This window comes from Streptomyces sp. NPDC051987 (genome assembly GCF_040680735.1).
Lineage (GTDB): Bacteria > Actinomycetota > Actinomycetes > Streptomycetales > Streptomycetaceae > Streptomyces.
The window spans coordinates 1-17576 of record NZ_JBFAXI010000031.1 but is presented as its reverse complement, the minus strand read 5'-3'; the positions used below and the strand labels follow the sequence as shown (position 1 = coordinate 17576).

19 protein-coding genes and 2 pseudogenes are annotated in these 17576 nt (G+C 70.7%); 5 read left to right on the top strand and 16 right to left on the bottom strand.

The window, feature by feature from the left end; genetic code table 11:
- The first annotated feature begins 70 nt into the window (after positions 1–70).
- A complete protein-coding gene (locus AB0M11_RS18765) occupies positions 71–904 on the top strand; it encodes a methyltransferase domain-containing protein (RefSeq protein WP_365706732.1) in 834 nt (277 codons plus the stop codon).
- A 50-nt stretch (positions 905–954) separates the two neighbouring features.
- On the opposite strand, the gene AB0M11_RS18760 is transcribed toward AB0M11_RS18765, so the two are convergent.
- Positions 955–1203 (bottom strand): acyl carrier protein, encoded by a 249-nt coding sequence (locus tag AB0M11_RS18760; protein WP_365706730.1) that lies wholly within the window; start codon positions 1201–1203, stop codon positions 955–957.
- Between the two features lie 112 nt (positions 1204–1315).
- On the opposite strand from AB0M11_RS18760, the gene AB0M11_RS18755 reads away from it, so the two are divergent.
- Complete coding sequence (locus tag AB0M11_RS18755) at positions 1316–2905, top strand: AMP-binding protein (protein WP_365706728.1); 1590 nt, start codon at positions 1316–1318, stop codon at positions 2903–2905.
- 7 nt (positions 2906–2912) lie between these two features.
- Here the strand turns inward: AB0M11_RS18755 and AB0M11_RS18750 are convergent, their stop codons facing one another.
- From AB0M11_RS18750 to AB0M11_RS18730, 5 genes are all read right to left on the bottom strand, one after another.
- Positions 2913–4409 (bottom strand): AMP-binding protein, encoded by a 1497-nt coding sequence (locus AB0M11_RS18750; RefSeq protein ID WP_365706726.1) that lies wholly within the window; start codon positions 4407–4409, stop codon positions 2913–2915.
- Positions 4406–5326: an ACP S-malonyltransferase gene (locus AB0M11_RS18745; RefSeq protein WP_365706724.1), complete on the bottom strand. Its 921-nt coding sequence runs from the start codon at positions 5324–5326 to the stop codon at positions 4406–4408. Before AB0M11_RS18745 ends, AB0M11_RS18750 begins: the two co-directional genes overlap by 4 nt.
- 131 nt (positions 5327–5457) lie before the next feature.
- Complete coding sequence (locus AB0M11_RS18740) at positions 5458–6705, bottom strand: pyridoxal phosphate-dependent aminotransferase (RefSeq protein ID WP_365706722.1); 1248 nt, start codon at positions 6703–6705, stop codon at positions 5458–5460.
- A complete protein-coding gene (locus AB0M11_RS18735) occupies positions 6702–8042 on the bottom strand; it encodes a lysine 2,3-aminomutase (protein ID WP_365706720.1) in 1341 nt (446 codons plus the stop codon). The genes AB0M11_RS18740 and AB0M11_RS18735 overlap by 4 nt, the downstream gene beginning before the upstream one ends.
- 109 nt (positions 8043–8151) lie before the next feature.
- The gene (locus AB0M11_RS18730) at positions 8152–10881 is read right to left on the bottom strand and encodes a LuxR C-terminal-related transcriptional regulator (RefSeq protein WP_365706718.1); all 2730 of its coding nucleotides are present in this window, start codon (positions 10879–10881) and stop codon (positions 8152–8154) included.
- A gap of 258 nt (positions 10882–11139) precedes the next feature.
- Between AB0M11_RS18730 and AB0M11_RS18725 the strand changes: the two genes are divergently transcribed.
- Positions 11140–11271 (top strand): hypothetical protein, encoded by a 132-nt coding sequence (locus tag AB0M11_RS18725; protein ID WP_365706716.1) that lies wholly within the window; start codon positions 11140–11142, stop codon positions 11269–11271.
- A gap of 443 nt (positions 11272–11714) precedes the next feature.
- Here the strand turns inward: AB0M11_RS18725 and AB0M11_RS18720 are convergent, their stop codons facing one another.
- The 4 genes and pseudogenes from AB0M11_RS18720 to AB0M11_RS18705 form a co-directional block, all read right to left on the bottom strand.
- Complete coding sequence (locus tag AB0M11_RS18720) at positions 11715–11957, bottom strand: transposase (protein ID WP_365706715.1); 243 nt, start codon at positions 11955–11957, stop codon at positions 11715–11717.
- Between the two features lie 143 nt (positions 11958–12100).
- Entirely contained in the window at positions 12101–12400 is a 300-nt protein-coding gene (locus AB0M11_RS18715; RefSeq protein ID WP_365706713.1) for a hypothetical protein, read from the bottom strand.
- Positions 12297–12826, bottom strand: a pseudogene (locus AB0M11_RS18710) (Tn3 family transposase). Before AB0M11_RS18710 ends, AB0M11_RS18715 begins: the two are co-directional and overlap by 104 nt.
- 172 nt (positions 12827–12998) lie before the next feature.
- Positions 12999–13139, bottom strand: coding sequence for a hypothetical protein (locus AB0M11_RS18705; protein WP_365706711.1), 141 nt, complete (start codon positions 13137–13139; stop codon positions 12999–13001).
- Here AB0M11_RS18705 and AB0M11_RS18700 point away from each other — a divergent pair.
- Positions 13138–13458: a hypothetical protein gene (locus tag AB0M11_RS18700; protein WP_365706819.1), complete on the top strand. Its 321-nt coding sequence runs from the start codon at positions 13138–13140 to the stop codon at positions 13456–13458. The two genes, AB0M11_RS18705 and AB0M11_RS18700, sit on opposite strands and share 2 nt — an antisense overlap.
- On the opposite strand, the gene AB0M11_RS18695 is transcribed toward AB0M11_RS18700, so the two are convergent.
- The 4 genes from AB0M11_RS18695 to AB0M11_RS18680 all read right to left on the bottom strand — a co-directional run bounded on the left by AB0M11_RS18695 (position 13353) and on the right by AB0M11_RS18680 (position 15893).
- A complete protein-coding gene (locus AB0M11_RS18695; RefSeq protein WP_365706709.1) occupies positions 13353–13766 on the bottom strand; it encodes an NAD(P)H-binding protein in 414 nt (137 codons plus the stop codon). The two genes, AB0M11_RS18700 and AB0M11_RS18695, sit on opposite strands and share 106 nt — an antisense overlap.
- A gap of 24 nt (positions 13767–13790) precedes the next feature.
- Entirely contained in the window at positions 13791–14162 is a 372-nt protein-coding gene (locus tag AB0M11_RS18690; protein WP_365706707.1) for a DoxX family protein, read from the bottom strand.
- Positions 14163–14260: 98 nt separating this feature from the next.
- Positions 14261–14914 carry an SDR family NAD(P)-dependent oxidoreductase gene (locus tag AB0M11_RS18685; RefSeq protein ID WP_365706705.1) on the bottom strand — a complete coding sequence of 218 codons (654 nt, stop codon included), beginning with the start codon at positions 14912–14914 and terminating at the stop codon, positions 14261–14263.
- A gap of 34 nt (positions 14915–14948) precedes the next feature.
- A complete protein-coding gene (locus AB0M11_RS18680) occupies positions 14949–15893 on the bottom strand; it encodes an NADP-dependent oxidoreductase (RefSeq protein ID WP_365706703.1) in 945 nt (314 codons plus the stop codon).
- A gap of 100 nt (positions 15894–15993) precedes the next feature.
- On the opposite strand from AB0M11_RS18680, the gene AB0M11_RS18675 reads away from it, so the two are divergent.
- The gene (locus AB0M11_RS18675; protein WP_365706701.1) at positions 15994–16686 is read left to right on the top strand and encodes a helix-turn-helix domain-containing protein; all 693 of its coding nucleotides are present in this window, start codon (positions 15994–15996) and stop codon (positions 16684–16686) included.
- A 333-nt stretch (positions 16687–17019) separates the two neighbouring features.
- Here the strand turns inward: AB0M11_RS18675 and AB0M11_RS18670 are convergent, their stop codons facing one another.
- Together AB0M11_RS18670 and AB0M11_RS18665 are read right to left on the bottom strand one after the other, a co-directional pair.
- Entirely contained in the window at positions 17020–17400 is a 381-nt protein-coding gene (locus tag AB0M11_RS18670) for a nuclear transport factor 2 family protein (RefSeq protein WP_365706699.1), read from the bottom strand.
- Positions 17401–17435: 35 nt separating this feature from the next.
- Positions 17436–17576, bottom strand: a pseudogene (locus AB0M11_RS18665) (DUF4440 domain-containing protein); the annotation flags it as partial.

Sequence of the window (17576 nt, the reverse complement as noted above, 5' to 3'; positions counted from 1 at the left end):
CAGATTGATCACTCAATGAAGCGGTCCTCGAAGAGGCCGCTCACATCGTCACGGAAAGGTCGCTGTCACCATGGCAAAGAATCACGTTCCTGGCTCGTCCGACGTCGGCACGCTGTACGACCGGATGTCCGAGGTGCTCATGGAGGCCCTCGGGGACAACATTCACTACGGTTTCTGGGACGACGACAACGACGACACTCCCGTACGGGAGGCGACCGACCGGCTCACCGACATGGTCGCGCAGCGACTGGACCTCGCCGCCGGCGCGCGGGTGCTGGACGTCGGCTGCGGAACCGGCCGCTCCACGCTGCGGATCGCCGACCGCCACCGGGCACACGTCACCGGGGTCACGCTCAGTCCGCGCGAGGTGCAGCTGGCGATGACGCAGCCCGGGGTCGGCCTGGGCATCGGCCAGGCCACGTTCCAGCTGGCCGACGCGATGGAGCTGCCTTTCCCTGATGGCCACTTCGACAGCGCCTACGCCATCGAGTCGATCGCGCACATGCCGGACCGGGGCAAGGCCATCGCCGAGATCGCACGCACGCTGCGTCCGGGCGGACGGCTGGTCATCCAGGACTTCTTCCTCGCCCACACCCCCACCCCCCGTGAGCTCGAAGCGCTCACCGCCGTCTGGGACATCTTCGAGTTCCCGCCGTTCGGCACACAGAAGGACTTCGAGGACGACATCACCGCGGCCGGACTGGATCTCGTGGCCTACGAGAACATCACCACCAACCTCCGTCGCACCATGCGGCTGATCGTCTCGACGCTGCGGAGCAAGGCCGAGGAGCCCGAGATCGAGAAGGAGACGCGGGACTTCTTGGCCGAGCTGGTCGTGGCCCTGGAGCAGCTCATGGCGACCGGAATAATCCGTCACTCGCTCATCACCGCACGCAGGCGATGAACAGCCGCGGGCGGGGCCCGGTTGTTTGCCGGGTCCCGCCCGCCGGAAGGTCAGGCGTTGCGCGCAAGCAGTCTGGACAGCGCCGCCCACAATGTGCCCGGGGTACGGAACGTCTCCGTGGTCAGCGCTTCGTCACGGAACCGTACTCCGTAGGAGTTCTCCAGGGACGCCAGCAGATCGACCATGGTGAGCGAGTCGAGACCGAGGTCGCGCAGCACGGTGTCCTCGGTCAGTTTCTCGTCCGGATCCAAAAACGGAAGCTGCCCGCGCAGGATTTCCTCAAATTCCTCTTGCAACATGATTCCCTTTCCTGTTCATTCGGCGCGACCGACACTCGCGGCAGTAACTGTGTAATTCCCGCTCCGCAACAGGAGTTGGGTACAAGAACCAACGAACGAGGTGCTTTTTCCGATGAGTCCAGAGAGTTTTTCCCGTATTCATGACTCGGTCGACACCCTGCATGGATTCTTGTTGGCCGGCGCGCGGCTTACGCCGCATCAGCCGGCGGTCGTGGAACACGCGGAGGGGACCTTCGGCACGATCTCCTACCGGCAGCTGGAGCACCGGGTCACAGAGCTCGCCGCGCAGCTGGACGCGTTGGGCCTGGGCATCGGGGACCTGGTGGTCCTGGAGTCCGACACATCCTCGTGGTCCATCGCGGCGCTGCTCGCCTGCTCGACCCTCGGCCTGGTCTTCGTACCGGTCAGTCCCGACACACCAGCCGCTCGTCTGGAGGCGATCATCGACGCGGTCGAGCCCGCGCTGCACCTCCAGGCCGCACACGGCACCCGGGACGGGATCCGGGCCGAGGTCGGTACAGCCCGGTTCGGCCCCGACGGCCTGCTGGTGGAGCGGGCGCCCGCGCCCAGGAAGCGGCGTCGCCGCGCGCTCGTGCCCACCGACCCGGCCTATGTCGTGTTCACTTCGGGCACAACTGGCCGCCCCAAGGGTGTGGTGATGAGCCACCGGGGTGTGCTGGCGCTGTACCGGGGGATGCTGCGGCACGGCATCGTCGCCGCCGAGGACCGGGTGGCGACCACCTCTCCGCTCCAGTTCGATTTCTCGTTGCTGGACATCGGACTCGCGCTGGGCAGCGGCGCGACGGTCGTCCCCGTGCCGCGTGACCTGCTGCGTTGGCCGCGCCGCCTGCTCAGGTTCCTCGCGGACGCCGAGGTCACCCAGGTCAACGGGGTGCCGTCGATCTGGCGTCCGGCGCTGCGGCACGAGGCGGAGTTGCTCGGCGCGGAACTGGGCGGCAGGGTGAGGGGCGTGCTGTACTCGGGCGAGCGGTTCCCGTTGCCCGAACTGCGCACGCTCCAGGGGCTGTTGCCGGGGCTGCGGATCGTGAACTGTTTCGGCAGCAGCGAGTCGATCGCCGCGTCCTTCACCGACGTACCGAACCCTCTGCCGGACGACGCCGAGGACGTGTCCATCGGGCGCGCCCACCCGGGAGCCGAGATGCTGGTGATCGACGAGGACGGGCGTGCGGTTCAGGAGCCGGGGGTCGTCGGGCACATCCATCTGCGCAGTGCGGCGCTGTTCACGGCGTACTGGGACGACCCGGAGGCCACCGCGCGGGTGCTGGTGCCCGATCCGCTGGAGCCGCGCAGCGGGCAACGGGTTTTCCGCACGGGGGACCTGGGGCGCTGGGGCGCGCACGGTGAGCTGTATTTCTGCGGGCGGGCGGACTCGCTGGTGAAGATCCGCGGGAACCGGGTGGAGCTGGGGGAGATCGAGCGGCGGGTCACCGAGTTCGACGGGGTCCGGGCGGCGACGGCCGTCCTGCTGCCGACGGGCGGGCGTGAACCGGTGCTCGCTGTGTTCGTCGTCCTGTCCGCAGAGGCCGGGGAGCTGGACCCGATGGAACTGAAGGCGTTCTGCATGGCGGCGCTGCCCGACTATATGGTGCCGCAGGAGGTTCGGGTGCTCGACGTGCTGCCGTCGACCGTGAACGGCAAGGTCGACCGGGACGCGCTGCTGGCCCTGGTTCGGGGGCGCTGAGTGTTCCTCAGTGCTCATCGGGCAGGTCCCTGAGGCGGGCGCGGTCGATCTTGCGGTTGGTGTTGAGGGGGAACGCGTCCAGGTGACGGTAGTGGCGGGGCAGCATGCCCTTGGGGAGGACGTCCCGCAGCCGCCGGGCCAGCTCCCGGGCGGGGGTGGGTACGCCGGTGTAGTAGACGACCAGGTGGAGGCCGTTCGCGTCACTCCTGGTCACGGCCACCGCGTCGTGGACGCCGACACAGCCGCGCACCGCGTGCTCGACCTCGGCGAGTTCGACCCGCCAGCCGTGGAGCTGTACCTGCGAGTCCAGTCGGCCCAGGTAGACGAGCTCGTCCCCGGGCAGGCGGCGCACCCGGTCGCCGGTGCGGTACCAGCGGCGGCCGTCGCGTTCCAGGAACCGCCCGTCGTCGTCCCTCGGGTCCAGGTAACCGGCGGTCAACTGCGGTCCGGTGACGCACAGTTCGCCCTCGGTGTCGTCGGGCGTGCCGTTCTCGCCGAGCAGGACGTGGTCGTGCCCGGGGTGTACGCGTCCGATCGGCACCAGGCCGTTGACGCACAGCTCGGGCGAGGTCTCCGGTGACCAGCGGTGGCCGGTGATGGTCACGGTCAGTTCGGTCGGGCCGTAGATGTTCTCCACGGTCGAGCCGGGGGCCGCCGCCAGCCAGTCCTCGACGTCGGCCGCGCGCAGTGCCTCGCCTGCGAAGAAGCTCCACCGCAGCCCCGGGAGGGAGCCGGGGGCGAGGCCGCCGGTCCGCCGGACCAGGGTGATCGCGGAGGGGGTGGAGAACCAGACCGTGAGGCCGCGCGCGGCGGCGAAGCCGGGCAGGTCGCGGTAGGCGACGGCGGGGACGGGATGTGCCGAGGCGCCGGCACCCCAGGCGCAGAAGAGGTCGAAGAGGGCGCAGTCGAAGTTCAGGTCGAAAGACTGGGAGAAGACGTCGTCGGGCTGGAAGCCGTACCGGTTCTCCAGCACCTGGAAGTAGTGGTCGGCGCTGTCGTGGCGGACGGGGACGCCTTTCGGGCGTCCGGTGGAGCCGGAGGTGAACAGCACGCAGGCGATGCCGTCGGGGGCGACGGGCAGCGGGGCATCCAGCGGCCGTCCAGGCAGAGGGCCTTGGTCCAGGGGGGCGAGAACCGGGATGCCCGGGTCGGCGAGGGTGGTCAGGCCCTGCCGGTCGGCGAGCAACGTGGTCACACCGGCCGCGTCCAGCATCCGTCGGGTGCGGGCCTCGGGGAACTCCGGGTGGAGGGGGACCGCAGCGGCTCCGGCGTAGAGGGCCGCGAGAAGTCCGGCGTACGCCGCGATCGTCTTGCCCGCCAGCACGCCGACCGCGCGGGGCGGTTCGTCTCCTGTGGTGTGCAGGGCACCTGCCCAGCGCAGCGCCAGCTCGTGCAGGTGTTCGTAGGTGAACTCCTGGCCGTCCTCCAGGCGCAGGGCGATCCGGGTGGGGTGGAGTGCGAGGCCGTGGAGGAAGCGGGCGTGGAGGGTAGCGGTGTGGCTCACGCGGTCTCCCCGGCGTGCATCGCGGACCGGGGGGAGGCGGCGACGACCTCGAAGGCTCTGCGGGTGACGCCGACGCGGCCGAACAGGGCGTCGGGTCCGGCGACGCACAGCCGGGTGATACCGGCGGCGCGCAGGGAGCGGACCACCTCGGGCCAGTGGACGGGGGTCACCAGGCCGTCCAGGAGCATGGCGCGTATGCCGTCGGCGGTGGTGCGGTGCGAGCCGTCGTAGTCGGCCACGACCGGGAGTTCCGGGTCACGGATCGTGATGCGGGGCAGGAGTTCCGCCGCCACCCGGTCGCGCAGGTCACCGAAGAGGCTGACGTGCATCGGCGGGTCGGTGTCGTACAGCGGGAGTCCGCCCGCCGCGCGCAGCCTTCGCCGCAGCCACTCCAGCTTGTCGCGGCGCACCGTCACCATGAAGAAGTCGTCGTCGATGTGGCAGGAGATCTCGTGCCAGTCGGCCAACTCGTCAAGAATCCGGTCGAGTTCGGGGCGCGGGGTACGGACGAAGGAGAGCGTGACGAGGTCGCCGTGGTGATCGGCGAAGTACTCGGTCTCCAGGCGGGCGATCTGCGCGGTGAGCCAGATCCCGTCGGCGGCGTCGAGGGCGCCCGAGCGGATCGCGGCAGCCTTGGCACCGAAGCTGGCGCCGGCCAGCAGTGCGGGCCGTACGCCTTGTTCGTGTTCGGCCCAGCGGGCGGAGGCGAGGCAATTCACCAGGAACGCGACCTGGGCGGCGGCGGAGTAGTCGGTCGGGCTGTCCCGGTAGTGGGCGAGCAGGTCGTGGCCGAGGACGTCGTCCGCGAGGGCGACCAGGTCGCGGGCGTAGGGGTGGTCGGTCATGAAGTCGGCGACCTGATGGTATGGGGTGGGTCCCATGCCAGGGAACGCCGTCGCCTGGTTCTTCTCGTACATGTGTGGTCCGTTCTTCTCTGGGCGGTACGGCGGGCCAGGGCCTCCAGCGAAAGTCCCGCCCGCCGCTCGACGCCTGGCCCGCCCTCCGGGCGGACGACGGGACTTCCGCAACACGCCCTAGGCAACACGCCCTAGGCGAGGGTTCTGAACACCTTCTCGATCGTCACGAGCGCCTCGGCCACGTGCGGCACGTCGAGGGGATCGGCGGCCCGCATCGTCGCCTCCTGTTCCTCGGCCGTGGCGCCGTAGAGCATGCTGGTCGCGGCCCGGAAGCGCAGGGCCCGCGGGTCGTCGCCGAAGGCCGTCCCGGCCAGTACGACCACGCCCTGGCCGAGCAGGTACTTCTGGAGCGAGGCGCCGTCGGTGACGCCGAGCCGGCGCAGCGCCGTGCGCGACGACTCGAAGTCGGGGTAGACGTAGAAACCACCGGTCGGCGGCCGGACGACCGCGCCGGCCTCGGCACAGATCGCGTGCACCGCCCGCGCGAGCCGCCCGTGCAGCCGGGCGTCCGCCGCCAGCCGCTCACGCAGGGCGGGCGGTTCGTCGAAGGCGTACTCGGCGACCTCCTGCATCGGCCCGGCGAGCGTGGACCACACCTCACTGGCGATCGCGGCCACGTCCGCGCGCAGCCGGACCCCGGCCTCGTCGGCGGGGAAGCGGGCCGCGCCGATCCGCCAACCGCCCAGCGCGGCGCTCTTGCTGAGGCCGGTGACGACCACCGTGCGGTGCGGAATCACCTCGGCCGCGCTGAGCACCTCGGTGGCCGGGTCGTGCACGAGGTCGCGGTAGATCTCGTCGGACACGACCAGCAGGTCCTCGTCCTCGGCGACCGCGCAGATCCGGCGGATGACGTCCGGCGGGGCGGTGGTCCCGGTCGGGTTGTCCGGCACCGTCAGGACCACGATGCGCGGGTCGAGGCCGGCGGCCCGGGCGCGCCGTAAGGCCGCAGGCAGCGCGTCGGGGTCGGGGACGCCGCCGCAGTCGTCCGGGACCGGTACGCCGAAGGGGTGTTTGCCCGCGAGGCGGGCCTGGGGGGCGTAGGTCACCCAGCATGGGGTGGGCAGCAGGACATCTCCGGGTACGGCGAACTGGAGCGCGGCGAGCAGGGCCTTGCTGCCGGGCGCGACGATCACCTGGTCCGGGGCGGTGGGCAGGTCGCGGCGGGTGAAGTAGCCGGCGACGGCGCGCAGGACGCCTGGCGCGCCCGCGACCGGGCCGTACGCGTTGCGCCAGGCACCCGCGGCCAGCCGCTCGACGAGCCCGGGGAACACCGGCAGCCGGGACTCGCCGAAGCCGAGGTGGACGATCGGTTCGCCGGCCGCCCAGCGTTCGGTCACGAGCTGGTCCAGGGCGAGGTTGGGTGAGATCTCGTGCTTCATCGGGCGACCACCGCCCGCAGCGCGGCCGGGGCGACGGCGTCCGCGATGTCGGCCGGGGTGTCCGGGGCGGGTTCGAGTTCGTCCAGCCAGGACGCGGTGGGCGACCAGCGGGCCCGAAACGGCCTGCCGACCAGCTCCGGCCTGCGTGCCTGGACGAGCCGCAGCTGGAAGTACCGGCCGTCCGCAGTGTCGGCCACCCCGTCGACGAGCACCTTGCCCGGGGTGGCCGACATGCTGGGGCCGCGTACGGTCCTGGCGAGGCCGGGCAGGGTGCGGTAGGCGGCCTGGAAGATGTCCACCGCCCGGTCCAGCGGCACCTTGAAGTACTCGCGCGGCCCGGTGTCCCGCTCGACGAACATGTAGTACGGCACGATGCCGGCGGAGAGCTGCGCGCTCCACATCCGAGCCCAGATGCGCGGGTCGTCGTTGACGTGCGCGACCAGGGGCGCCTGGCCGTAGACGACGGCGCCGGTGGCGCGGATCCGCTCCAGCGCCGCGCGGGCCGGCGCGGTCTCCAGCTCCCTGGGGTGGCTGAAGTGCGCCATCACCGCTAGGGTCCGCCCGCTCGCCACGACCTCATCGAACAGGCGCAGGACGTCGTCGGCGTCGGGGTCGGTGGTGAACCGGTAGGGCCAGTACGCGACCGACTTGGTGCCGATCCTGACGGTGCGCACGGTGTCCACCGCGAGCAGCGGTTCCAGGTGGGCGCGCAGTCGTTCGGTGCTCATCACCATGGGGTCGCCGCCGGTCACCAGGACGTCGGTGACGGCCGGGTGCGCGCGCAGGTAGGCGACCAGCGGTCCGGGGCCGGGGGCGGCGAAGCGCAGGTCGGCGTCGCCGACGAACTGGGCCCAGCGGAAGCAGTACGTGCAGTAGGCGTGGCAGGTCTGGCCCTGCTGGGGGAAGTACAGCACCGTCTCGCGGTATTTGTGCTGGATGCCGGGGAGCCGGTCGCCGTCCTGGCTGGGGACGTTGAGTTCGCGCTGGCCGGAGGGGTGCGGGTTGAGTCCGGCGCGGATACGGCGGGTCTCGGCCGCCAGTGCGTCCCGGGCGCCGGTGCGCAGGAGGCGGGCGAGGAGGGTGTGGTCGGCGGCGTCGAGCATGCCGGCCTGGGGGAAGAGGAGCTGGAAGATCGGGTCGCCGGGGATGCGTGTCCAGTCGACGAGGTGGCTCAGGACGTAGTCGTTGACGCGGAACGGCAGCACCTGGGAGATGACCCGGGCGTCGTCCAGCAGGTGCTCCGGCACACCGTGGCGGCCTGCGATCTCCGTCAGGTGCCGGGGTCCGTAGGACCGGAACCTGGGTGTACCGGCGAGTCCGGCGGCCGACGAGGACATGCGAGCACCCTTTTCTCCCGACGACAGGGCAAGCACTGCCGACGGTAGACAAGTGGTACGGGCCGGATGGACCCCGTTCGCCCCCCTAAGCCGCCCCTACCCTGGGCGGTCAGATGCCGCCGGCCGAGAACAGCCTCTCCGGCAGTTCGGCCCGGACTTTGATGTCGAGCTTCCGGTAGATCCTGGTGATGTGCTGTTCGACGGTGCTGATCGTGATGCTGAGGCGCCTGCTGATCTCGCGGTTGGTGTGGCCCCGGGCGGCCAGCCGGGCGACGCGGAGTTCGGCGTCGCTGAGGACGGAGACGCCCGATCCTGTCTGCGGCAGGGCGGCGGCGGTCCGGGCGGGTTCCGTGTACGACGGGGCGTGCTTTCCCGCCGACCGGACGAGGATACGGGCCCGGGAGAGGTCACCGAGTTCCTCGTAGGCGCGTGCGAGATCGCTGATCGCGTGGGCCACCTCCAGTCGGTCGCCGCTCTCCTGGAGCAGGTCGACCGCGTCCTGCAGCAGCCGCGGCCTGGCGCGAAGGTCGGCGCAGGCGGCCAGGACACGGGTCGCGATGCCCCGGCTGCGTGGCAGCCGGCACAACTCCAGCTCCTCCTCCGCGAGTTGCCGGGCGTCTGCGGTCTCCCCCAGTCGCAGCCGTACCTGGGACAGATCCGTGCGCCAGGGCAGCAGCTCCGGCAAGTCGATGCCCGCCGCCCGTGCCTGGAAGCCGCACTGATCGAAGTCGGCCAGCGCCTTGAGGGGGGCGCCCCCGGCCAGCCGGTGATGCCCGCGGGCCCGTACGTAGCGCAACCCGAGCAGGGTGGTGCCTGCGGCCGGCGGCACCCGGTAGCGGCGCAGGAGCCGTTCGTTGTGATCGTGCCGGCCCAGGGCGGTGTTCGCGGTCGTCAGCACCGCCAAGGGGAAGGTGATGACCACTCCCCAGGAGAGCGGCGACAGCAGGCCCAGCGCGGACTCGGCCAGGGCCGCCGACCGTTCGAGGTCTCCCGTGCGCAGCAGGACGTCCGCGTGCGCCGCGCTCAGCAGCGCCTGCCACGTGGGGGCCGCCCGTTTCTCGGCCTCGGCCACCAGCGCCGTGCACCAGCGGTCGGCCAGTTCCACCTGGTCGGCGTGAAGCATGCCCGTCACCATGTAGGCGATGGCTTCCGGCGTGGAGTCTCCGAGCGCCAGCGAGTCCGGCACGTCCGCGAAGTCGCACGGGGCGGTCGTCGGGTCGCGGAAGAACGCCGGACCTGCCGAGATCGCGCTCTGCATCCAGGTACCGCCGTCGTGGTCGCTGATCTGCTGGGCGATGTCGGAGAACGGGTTGGTCTCGCGCGGTCCGTGGATCCACAGGTAGCTCAGCCCGAGGTCGACGGCGTTCATGCCGGCACTGATGACGCCCGCGGTCAGCACGCGGGGGTTGGAGGGGGGCCAGCACTCCGAGCACAGCACGTCGTACTGCTCGAACCTGCCGTGCCAGAGCAGGGAGCGCACCAGCATGGCTCCGTTCTCGGGGGCGAGCCTCCCCTCCCGCAGCGCCTGCCGGAGGGGTTCAAGACGCAGGTCGGCCATCGCCGGGTTCCCGCGCCACAGGGCACACGCCAGGTGCTGGAGCATCGCCTGCCGTGTCGGTTCGTCCCCGGACTCGGCGACAGCGAGTTCCAGGGCGGCCAGGGCCAGCTCGGTGTCGTCGTCGGCCATCGCCTCCTGAGCGACCTGCCGCAGGACCTCGATCGCCCACGTCCCCGGCGTGGCCCCGGCATCGATCAGGTGCCGGCACACCTCGGCCGGGGCGGCGCCGCGTTCCTGGAGCCCGTCGGCCGCACGCAGCCGTACGCGGGTCCGCTCCTGTTCCGACGTGGCCTCGATGACGGCGGCGGCGCCCTGCTCGTGCCGGAACCGTCCGTCGGCGAGCAGGCCGGCGTCCTCCAGGGCTCGCAGGATCGGTGCCACCAGGGGGCGGGGCACCTCCGCGACGGACGCGGTGAGGTCGATGTCGGTGTGCTCGCCGAGTACCGCCACCGCGCGGGCTACGCGCAGCATCTCCGGTTCGCCTCGCTGCAGACAGCTCAGCACCGCCCGCCGGTAGGCCGATCCGAAGACACGGGTCTCATCGGGTGCGGCTTCCGGGTTGTCGTAGGCGAGTCCCCGCACCAGCGCGGGGCTGCCTCCGGTCATCCGGTGTATGTGTTCGGCGACCGAGGGCAGGGCCGGACGGCGGGCGCCGAGGAGGGCGGCGACGCCGTCGGGCGACAGGGCGGGCAGGGTGAGGGTCTCGTGCGGCAGCTGTGCCAGCCGGGAGCGGAGCGGGAGGTAGGAGGTGGGCGGCAGCGCCGGTTCGGTCAGGACCAGCAGGATGCGGGCCCGCGCCAGGCGACGGCTCAGGTACAGGACGGTCTGGGCGGAGGCGTCGTCGGCGAAGTGCACGTCATCGATGCCAATGACGACGGGGCCGTCCCGGTCGGCGAGTTCCAGCAGCAGTGTCCCCAGGGCGCGGGCCTCGGGCGGGACGGCCTCGCCGTCCTCGTGTGCCGGTAATGCTTCGGCCCGCAGGATCGCGCGTGCCTTTAACGTGATGTCCTCGGGCAGCGCGGCGGTCCGGAACAGCTGGTCCATCAGCCCCAGGGGGAGCCCGTGTTCGGCGCGGGTGCCGGTGGCGGTGAGCACCGTTCTGCCCGTCGATTCCACGTACGCGCCGAAAGTCTTCAGCAGTTCGGTCTTTCCGCCGGCGAGTGCCGCAGCCACCAGGACGGTCCTGCCCCGCCCTCTGTCCGCCTGGGCGAGCGCGGTGTGGAGAACGGTCAACTGGTCGGCGCGATCCACGAACGCCGTATCGGCGTCAATTTCGCTCACCGAGTTGTACGGTCCTGATGCCGAAGGCTGCCGCCCTCTCCCCCGCACCGAGGCGCTGCACGGCTCTTGGCCGTTGTTATGCCGGAAGGAAGGCGGCGCGGGGCGTCCATCGCCGTGAGACTCATACATGGGCACTACCGATCTTTCACGGTGCTCTTGCGTGGGGGGAGAACGTGACCATAACGGCAAAATAATCTTGAAAGTTTGAAAATTCACACGCAAGGTCACTTTCAGCCATCGTGGATGCCCCGGGGCTGTATGCGGAGGGAAGGCGTCACCCGGCTCGCCATCGCGCAGATGCGGATGCACAACGCGGCCAGCCACGGCACCAAGTACCTCTGCGGCCCCGTTGCCGACGGCCTGCACCCCGACCGGAACACCGTCACCTGAGCGTCGGACCGAGCCACGCGCGCTGTCAATCCCCGCTTTTCGTAGAGACGTTGGTTATGCGGCCCGGCCTTCCTGATCGGTCCGGGCTCGCGCTTCCTGGATGATCCGTTCGAACTCGACCGGCGGTTTCCCGTCGCCGCGCTGTGACGGCGTTTCGTGTTCCAGAAGTCCGCGATCCACGTGGCGGTCTTCAGCCGGGCCTGGGTGCGGGTAGCGAAGTAACGGATCCGCTCGGTCAGCATGGCCCGCCTGGTCTCGCGTTCTGTCAGCTCGGACGGTCTGCGGTGCCGCTTGTAAGGCCACGCCTCCGACACGCCCAGGGCCCGGCAGGAGGTGCGGTACGGAGTGCTGTGCACTGTCTTCTGGTCGCTGATCACCCCGACGAGCAACGCCGGGGCCGCCACAGCTACTTCACCCACAAGACCATGCAGCGTTTGAGCACATCACGCTCCATGGCCAGCTCCTTGTCGTCCTTCTTCAGCTGCGCGTTCTCCCGCCGCAGAACCGCCGGCCCTTCGGGCCCGCGACACCCAGCTCGCCAGCGTGGTCTCGTTGATCCCGAGATCCTGCGCCAGCTGCGCGATCGGCTTGCCGGTCTCGGCGACGATCCGCACTGCCCCCTCACGGAACTCCGCGTCAAACTTTCGCCTCTTACCTGCCATGACCTCGACTTCCCCTGCAGTCACGGTCTCTACGCTACGAAGGGAAGGTCATACGGAGGAGAATGCGCCACAGCTGATGCGGTGACGAGCATTGCTCGTGAGCCTGCTGTCGTCGGTTCGTGGTGCCGCCACGGCGGCCGCTCGAAACCGCCCCTGCCTCCGCCGACTCAGGATGTCTGCACGACCCGCTTGAAGAGCCGGCCGGCAAGATCGACGCCTACGACCGCGCCGTCGGCGTCCCGGCAGAAGTAGCCGCGCTGCCCCGTGAGGCCGCCTTCAGTGACGATGTACCGCAGCGAGTCCTCCACGCTCAGCCGGTCCTCGTCCTCGATCGGCAGGTGACCGCCGTGACCTCGCAAGGGCTCAATCTCCAGGGCCGCGTCGCCGAGGGCGAACAGACAGCGCGTGTCCATTTCGTCCTTGTCGAGCGAGTCGCTCACCAACTCCTCGAACCGCCCGCTGGCCACATTCCCGATCGTCCCGAGCATACTGATCACCCCAGTAGATCATCACACCCGGGCCGCGGTAGCGCTGGTGCCATTCGGTCATGAAGTTGCTGGACCAGGAGCCGAACTTCTTGGAGTCGCTCGCGCAGGCGGTGCCCTCGCCACACCACGCCTGATCGCGGGCGGCGAAGGTGGCGTTGACCAGCCGCACCAGCGCGGCGCGCAGATTGTCCGGTTGAGGAACAGGTGCCGCACCCGGCGCAGGACAGCCTCGCTCTCGCCGTGCTTGCCCGTGACCGCGACCCGCTTGATGCCCATGTTCGTACCCAGCGCGAACAGCACCAGCAGCAACCGGCGCCGCAGCACCGCCTTCGGGACCGCCTCCCGTGTGGCGACCGAGGTGAACTCGGACGTGAAGACGGTGGCGAACTCAGCCTCCTTGAGGATGTCGATCAGATCGATCGTGCCCGAGCGGCGTTCGATCTCCGCCTTCAGCGCGACGAGGTTCTCCGGCTCCTCCTGCCTGCCCAGCGGCGAGACCTTGATCCACGGCTCGCCGTGCTACTTGGCGATGTCCCCCCGCCCGTGATGCCCAGCTCCAGCGCCGTGTCGAAGCGGGTCAGGGCCTCGCGTCGGTGAGGACGTCCAGCGCGCCGCTGGTGACGACCACACGGGCGCGGCGTCCGGCCAGGAAGTACACAACGGGAATGCCGTGGTCGACGCACCGGATGAGCCATGCGGCCGGCAGCAGGACGACCATGACGGGTGCCGCGATCGCCAGGGCGCCGTCGACGGTGGGGGGTGCACCGCCCGCCGAAGAGGCGTCCGCAGACAGTCCGCACGCAGTGCGCGGCCCGATCAATTTCCTCGGTACTCATCCATTCCACGAAACCGGCCAGAGCGCCCGCCGGGTCCGGGGCGTCCGCGAGGACGTCCTGCTGCGACCCGCAGTGACAGATGGCCAGTCACAGACCTACTCGGCCAAGGAGTGGGGAAACGGCGGGGCGACGGTGTCGTACGTCGTCGCGGTCAGCATGCCGAGACCGCTGTCGCAGGCGCGGCAGGATGTCTGCCGGTGACGCCTCCACGCCGGAGTCGAGCCCCTCGGTGGCCACCTGTCTGTGAGCGAAATGGCCGACCACAGGTGAGCATCGACCGTCCACCAGCAGTCTCCGACGTCTCTGGCCGACTGTCGCTGCGGCGACCGCGGGCCGTGAGCCGGCATCGTGGTCGGAGAGCTGCCCGGTGGCGACCATGAGACGGGGGTGGGTGAGTGCGAGCTTGGCGGGGTGCGCACGAGGGCGGTGACCTGGTGGCCGTCGTCCAGGAGCTGCTGGACGACGAGCCGGCCGATGGCCCCGGTCGCGCAGAAGACGGTGGGACGCATCAGGGGTGGTTGATCGCGGTGAGGTCAGAAGCTGTACGGGCCGAAGCGGCCCCAGGCCACCAGGGCGGCCAGGATCAGCAGGACGGCGTTGAAGGCGATCGCGCCGGGTTCCTTGCGGCGGACGTGGGTGAGCGCGGCCAGCACCATGACCACGGCCAGGCCGGTCGCGGCCAGCGGGGTCAGCACGGGCGCGATGCCGGTGGCCGCGGGCAGGATGAGGCCGAGCGCGGCGGCGAACTCGACGATGCCGATGAGGCGGACGGTGCCCTGGGAGAAGTCGGCCGTCCAGGGCAGCTGGCCGACCAGTTTGTCCTTGGGCTGGGTGGCCTTCATGGCACCGGCCAGGGCGAACATGGCGGCCAGAACGGCCTGGACTATCCACAAGAAGACGTTCACGTACGGGTTCCTAAGCAGAGGGGCGGAGGGAGCGGTTACCGCTCCCTGAAGGGTGGGGGGGACGCGCCGGTCAGGCGCCGAAGACGGCCTCGGGGCGGTCACGCCTTTCGTGGAGGTCCCAGTACAGCGGGGCGATCTCGTCGGCCGTGGCCGTCGCGAAGCCCTCCGGGCCGCCTCCGCCGATCCAGACCTTGATCGTCACGTGCGCGGCGTGCACACCGCTGCCGGTCAGTTCCTTGTTTCAGGTTGATCACCCAGTTGCGCAGGGCCGCCGCGGCCGCGTTGACGTTGCCGAGCATCGGCACCGGGTCCACCGAACCGCCGCCGGTGGTGAACAGCAGGGACCCGGCGCCGGCCTCCCGCATCGCGGGCAGGACCGCCTGGGCGGCCGTGATGGCGCCGTAGAGGTTGTACTCGATCTGCGGCTGCAGATTGTCCGGCGTGGCCTCGGAAGGGACGGCCAGGGTGTGACCGGGTACCGGGGAGTGCGGGGCCGGCGAGTACTCCAGCACGTCGACGCCGCCGAAGCGGGCCTTCACGGCGTCCAGGGCGGCGGTCAGCGAGGGCCGGTCGAGGACGTCGGCCGGGAACGCCTCGGCGGTGATTCCTTCCTGGCCCAACTGGTCGACCAACGCCTGGAGTTTGTCCTTGGTGCGGGCGATCAGGGCGACGTCGAAGCCGCGACTGCCGAAGGTACGGGCGATGGCCAGGCCCATGCCGGGGCCGGCGCCGATGACGGCGATGGTGGGCACGTCGAACTCTCTGCCTGCGTAAGGGGATCGGACTTCAGGAACAGGCGACGGCGATCTTGCCGGGGGTGCCGGAGGTGAAGGCGGAGAACGCCTCCGTGGCCCGCTCCAGCGGGTAGGTCGCGGTGACCGGCACCCGCAGCGAGCCGGAGGCGACCTGCTCGGCCAGGGCGGTCAGGGTCGAGGCGTTCGGGTCGGCAATGACCGGGTGGACACTGACGTCCGGGTCCTTGACGGCGTCCGGGGTCAGACCGGTGGGTGAGGCGATCCGGCCGCCCGGTCGCAGCAGCCCGGCGAGCTCGGCGCCGTCGCCCGCCAGGTGCAGCACCGCGTCCACGCCGTCCGGGGCGATCGCGCGGACCTGAGCCGCCAGATCGGCGGTGAAGTCGACCACGTGGACCTCGGCGCCGGTGGGGGGCAGGCCGGTGACGAAGTCGGTCTGGGCGCCGGGGCGTGCGGTGGCGATCACCCTCGCCCCGCGGGCGGCGGCGAGCTGCACGGCCAGCGAGCCCACCCCACCGCCGGCTCCCGAGATCAGCACGGTCTCGCCCCCGTTCAGTGCCACCGCGTCCAGACTGTCCACCGCGGTCGCCCCGGCCAGACCCAGCGCGCCCGCGTCCGTCACCGCGAGACCGGCGGGGATGCGGACGACACCGTGTCCGGCGGGCACGGTGACGTACTCGGCCAGCGATCCGGCCCCCAGGAACGGCTTCATCACGACGCCGAAGACCGCGTCGCCGACCGCGAAGCCCTCCACACCGTCAGCGACCGCCTCGACGGTTCCGGCGAAGTCCTTGCCGAGCACCAGTGGGAACCTGTGCTCCATCATCCCCTGCAGGTAGCCGGCGGTGGTGAGCACGTCGATACCGTTCAACGCGGCGACAGCCACCTTGACCAGCAGTTCCCCCGCTTCGGGGCCGGGAGTGTCCACCTCGCTCACCGCCGGGTCCGCCGGTACCGAGTCCACCGTGACAGCGCGCATGACATCACCCTCTCCATAAGTGGACCGGCCTTCCCGGTTCCACCGGCGCCGAGCGTACAACAGAAGCGGGCCGCCCGTTCCACTTGGATAGGATGGGTGGATGACCTCCGCACCCTCCGACCCGACCCCGGACCGGCAACCCGAAGCCAGGCTGCGCGCCGACGCCGAGCACAACCGCGCTCTCATCCTGGCCGCCGCCCGCCGCCTGTTCGCCGCCGAAGGGCTGGGAGTCTCCATGGCCTCCGTCGCCCGCGAGGCAGGTGTCGGCAAGGCAACGCTCAGCCGGCGCTTCCCCACCCGGGAGGAGCTCATCAGCGCCGTCTTCGCCGACCGTATGGACGCCTACGCCGGCGCCGTCGCGGAGGCTCTCGCCGACCCCGATCCCTGGCGTGGCTTCACCGGCTTCGTCCACGCCGTCTGTGCCATGCAGGCCGCCGACCGCGGCTTCGCCGACGTCCTGACCATGTCCTTCCCGTCCGCCAAGGCGCTGGAAGCCCGCCGCGACGAGACGTACCACGCGTTCCTCGAAGTCATCGCCCGCGCCCGGAGCACCGGACACCTCCGCGAGGACTTCGTCCCGGAGGACCTCGTGATCCTGCAGATGGCCAACGCCGGCGTCGTCGCCGCCGCCGGCGACGACGCCCCCGACACCTGGCGCCGTCTCGTCGGTCACATGCTCCGCTCCTACGCCGCCCCCGGCGCGCCGATCCCCGCGGTGCCCGACGCTCCGGCACCCGCCACCCTGTTCCGTGCCATGGTCCGCCTCGCCCGTACCGGCCCGGGCTCCGCATAGACCGGCGGCCCTGCACCTTCACGGCGGACGCCGATGGGCCGCGGTCGGCCGCACTGGGTGTCGGTGCACTGCGGTGAGCCGCGCTGGGGTCGTCTCGCTGCGGTGGGCCGCACACGGTGCGCGGCCTGAGACATACGGTCCGCCCTGGACCGCCGACGGCAGTGCCGGTTCCTCGGCGCGCACACCGACGAGGCGGGAGGCAGGCGGGAGCGGCGTGGCAGCCGCGTGCCGTGGCATGCGGCTGCCACGCCACGCGGCGACGTGGCGCAGTGGCCGAGAGCGGATCACACGATCGTGGTACCGACCCGTCCCACACGGGCGCGGCCGCTCAAATCAGAACATGGTGTTGTCGTTGGCGCTCTTCTCGGGCACCTCCTGGATCACGTCCCAGTGCTCGACGATCTTTCCGTCGGCGACGCGCCAGAAGTCCGCGACGGCCATGCCCCGGTCACCGGGCTTGAGGTGCAGGTTGCTGTGGGTGACCACCAGGTCCCCTTCGGCGACCGTGCGCTTGATGTCCAGGCGCAGGTCGGGGAACTGCCCGCGCAGCCAGTGCACATAGCCGACGAACGCCTGCGGGCCGTCCTGCGCCTCGGGGTTGTGCTGGGTGTAGCTCTCGCCGAGGTGCGCGGCGGCGGCCGCCTCGGGCTGGTAGTCGTTGAAGGCCTGCTCGTAGAAGGCGGTCACGAGTGCCTTGTTGTCCGCAGCGGACATGTCTGTCTCCTGCCTCGCGGTGGGTGCGGTACTGCTCAGTCGTCCATGGCGTCGCGGACGAGGGCGGTGTCGACGAACTGTTCGAAGCGGACGATGAGTCCGCCCCGTACGACGAAGTGGTGCGCGACGCGGACGTCGATCGGCTTGCCGGTGGCCTTGTTGGTCGCGGTGTAACG

Excerpts from the sequence above, each read along its gene's own strand:
- AB0M11_RS18765 (WP_365706732.1), top strand. The coding sequence starts at position 71 with ATGGCAAAGAATCACGTTCCTGGCTCGTCCGACGTCGGCACGCTGTAC.
- AB0M11_RS18760 (WP_365706730.1), bottom strand. The coding sequence starts at position 1,203 with ATGTTGCAAGAGGAATTTGAGGAAATCCTGCGCGGGCAGCTTCCGTTT.
- AB0M11_RS18755 (WP_365706728.1), top strand. The coding sequence starts at position 1,316 with ATGAGTCCAGAGAGTTTTTCCCGTATTCATGACTCGGTCGACACCCTG.
- AB0M11_RS18745 (WP_365706724.1), bottom strand. The coding sequence starts at position 5,326 with ATGTACGAGAAGAACCAGGCGACGGCGTTCCCTGGCATGGGACCCACC.
- AB0M11_RS18740 (WP_365706722.1), bottom strand. The coding sequence starts at position 6,705 with ATGAAGCACGAGATCTCACCCAACCTCGCCCTGGACCAGCTCGTGACC.
- AB0M11_RS18735 (WP_365706720.1), bottom strand. The coding sequence starts at position 8,042 with ATGTCCTCGTCGGCCGCCGGACTCGCCGGTACACCCAGGTTCCGGTCC.
- AB0M11_RS18725 (WP_365706716.1), top strand. The coding sequence starts at position 11,140 with ATGCGGAGGGAAGGCGTCACCCGGCTCGCCATCGCGCAGATGCGGATG.
- AB0M11_RS18700 (WP_365706819.1), top strand. The coding sequence starts at position 13,138 with ATGACGGGTGCCGCGATCGCCAGGGCGCCGTCGACGGTGGGGGGTGCA.
- AB0M11_RS18705 (WP_365706711.1), bottom strand. The coding sequence starts at position 13,139 with ATGGTCGTCCTGCTGCCGGCCGCATGGCTCATCCGGTGCGTCGACCAC.
- AB0M11_RS18695 (WP_365706709.1), bottom strand. The coding sequence starts at position 13,766 with ATGCGTCCCACCGTCTTCTGCGCGACCGGGGCCATCGGCCGGCTCGTC.
- AB0M11_RS18680 (WP_365706703.1), bottom strand. The coding sequence starts at position 15,893 with ATGCGCGCTGTCACGGTGGACTCGGTACCGGCGGACCCGGCGGTGAGC.
- AB0M11_RS18675 (WP_365706701.1), top strand. The coding sequence starts at position 15,994 with ATGACCTCCGCACCCTCCGACCCGACCCCGGACCGGCAACCCGAAGCC.
- AB0M11_RS18670 (WP_365706699.1), bottom strand. The coding sequence starts at position 17,400 with ATGTCCGCTGCGGACAACAAGGCACTCGTGACCGCCTTCTACGAGCAG.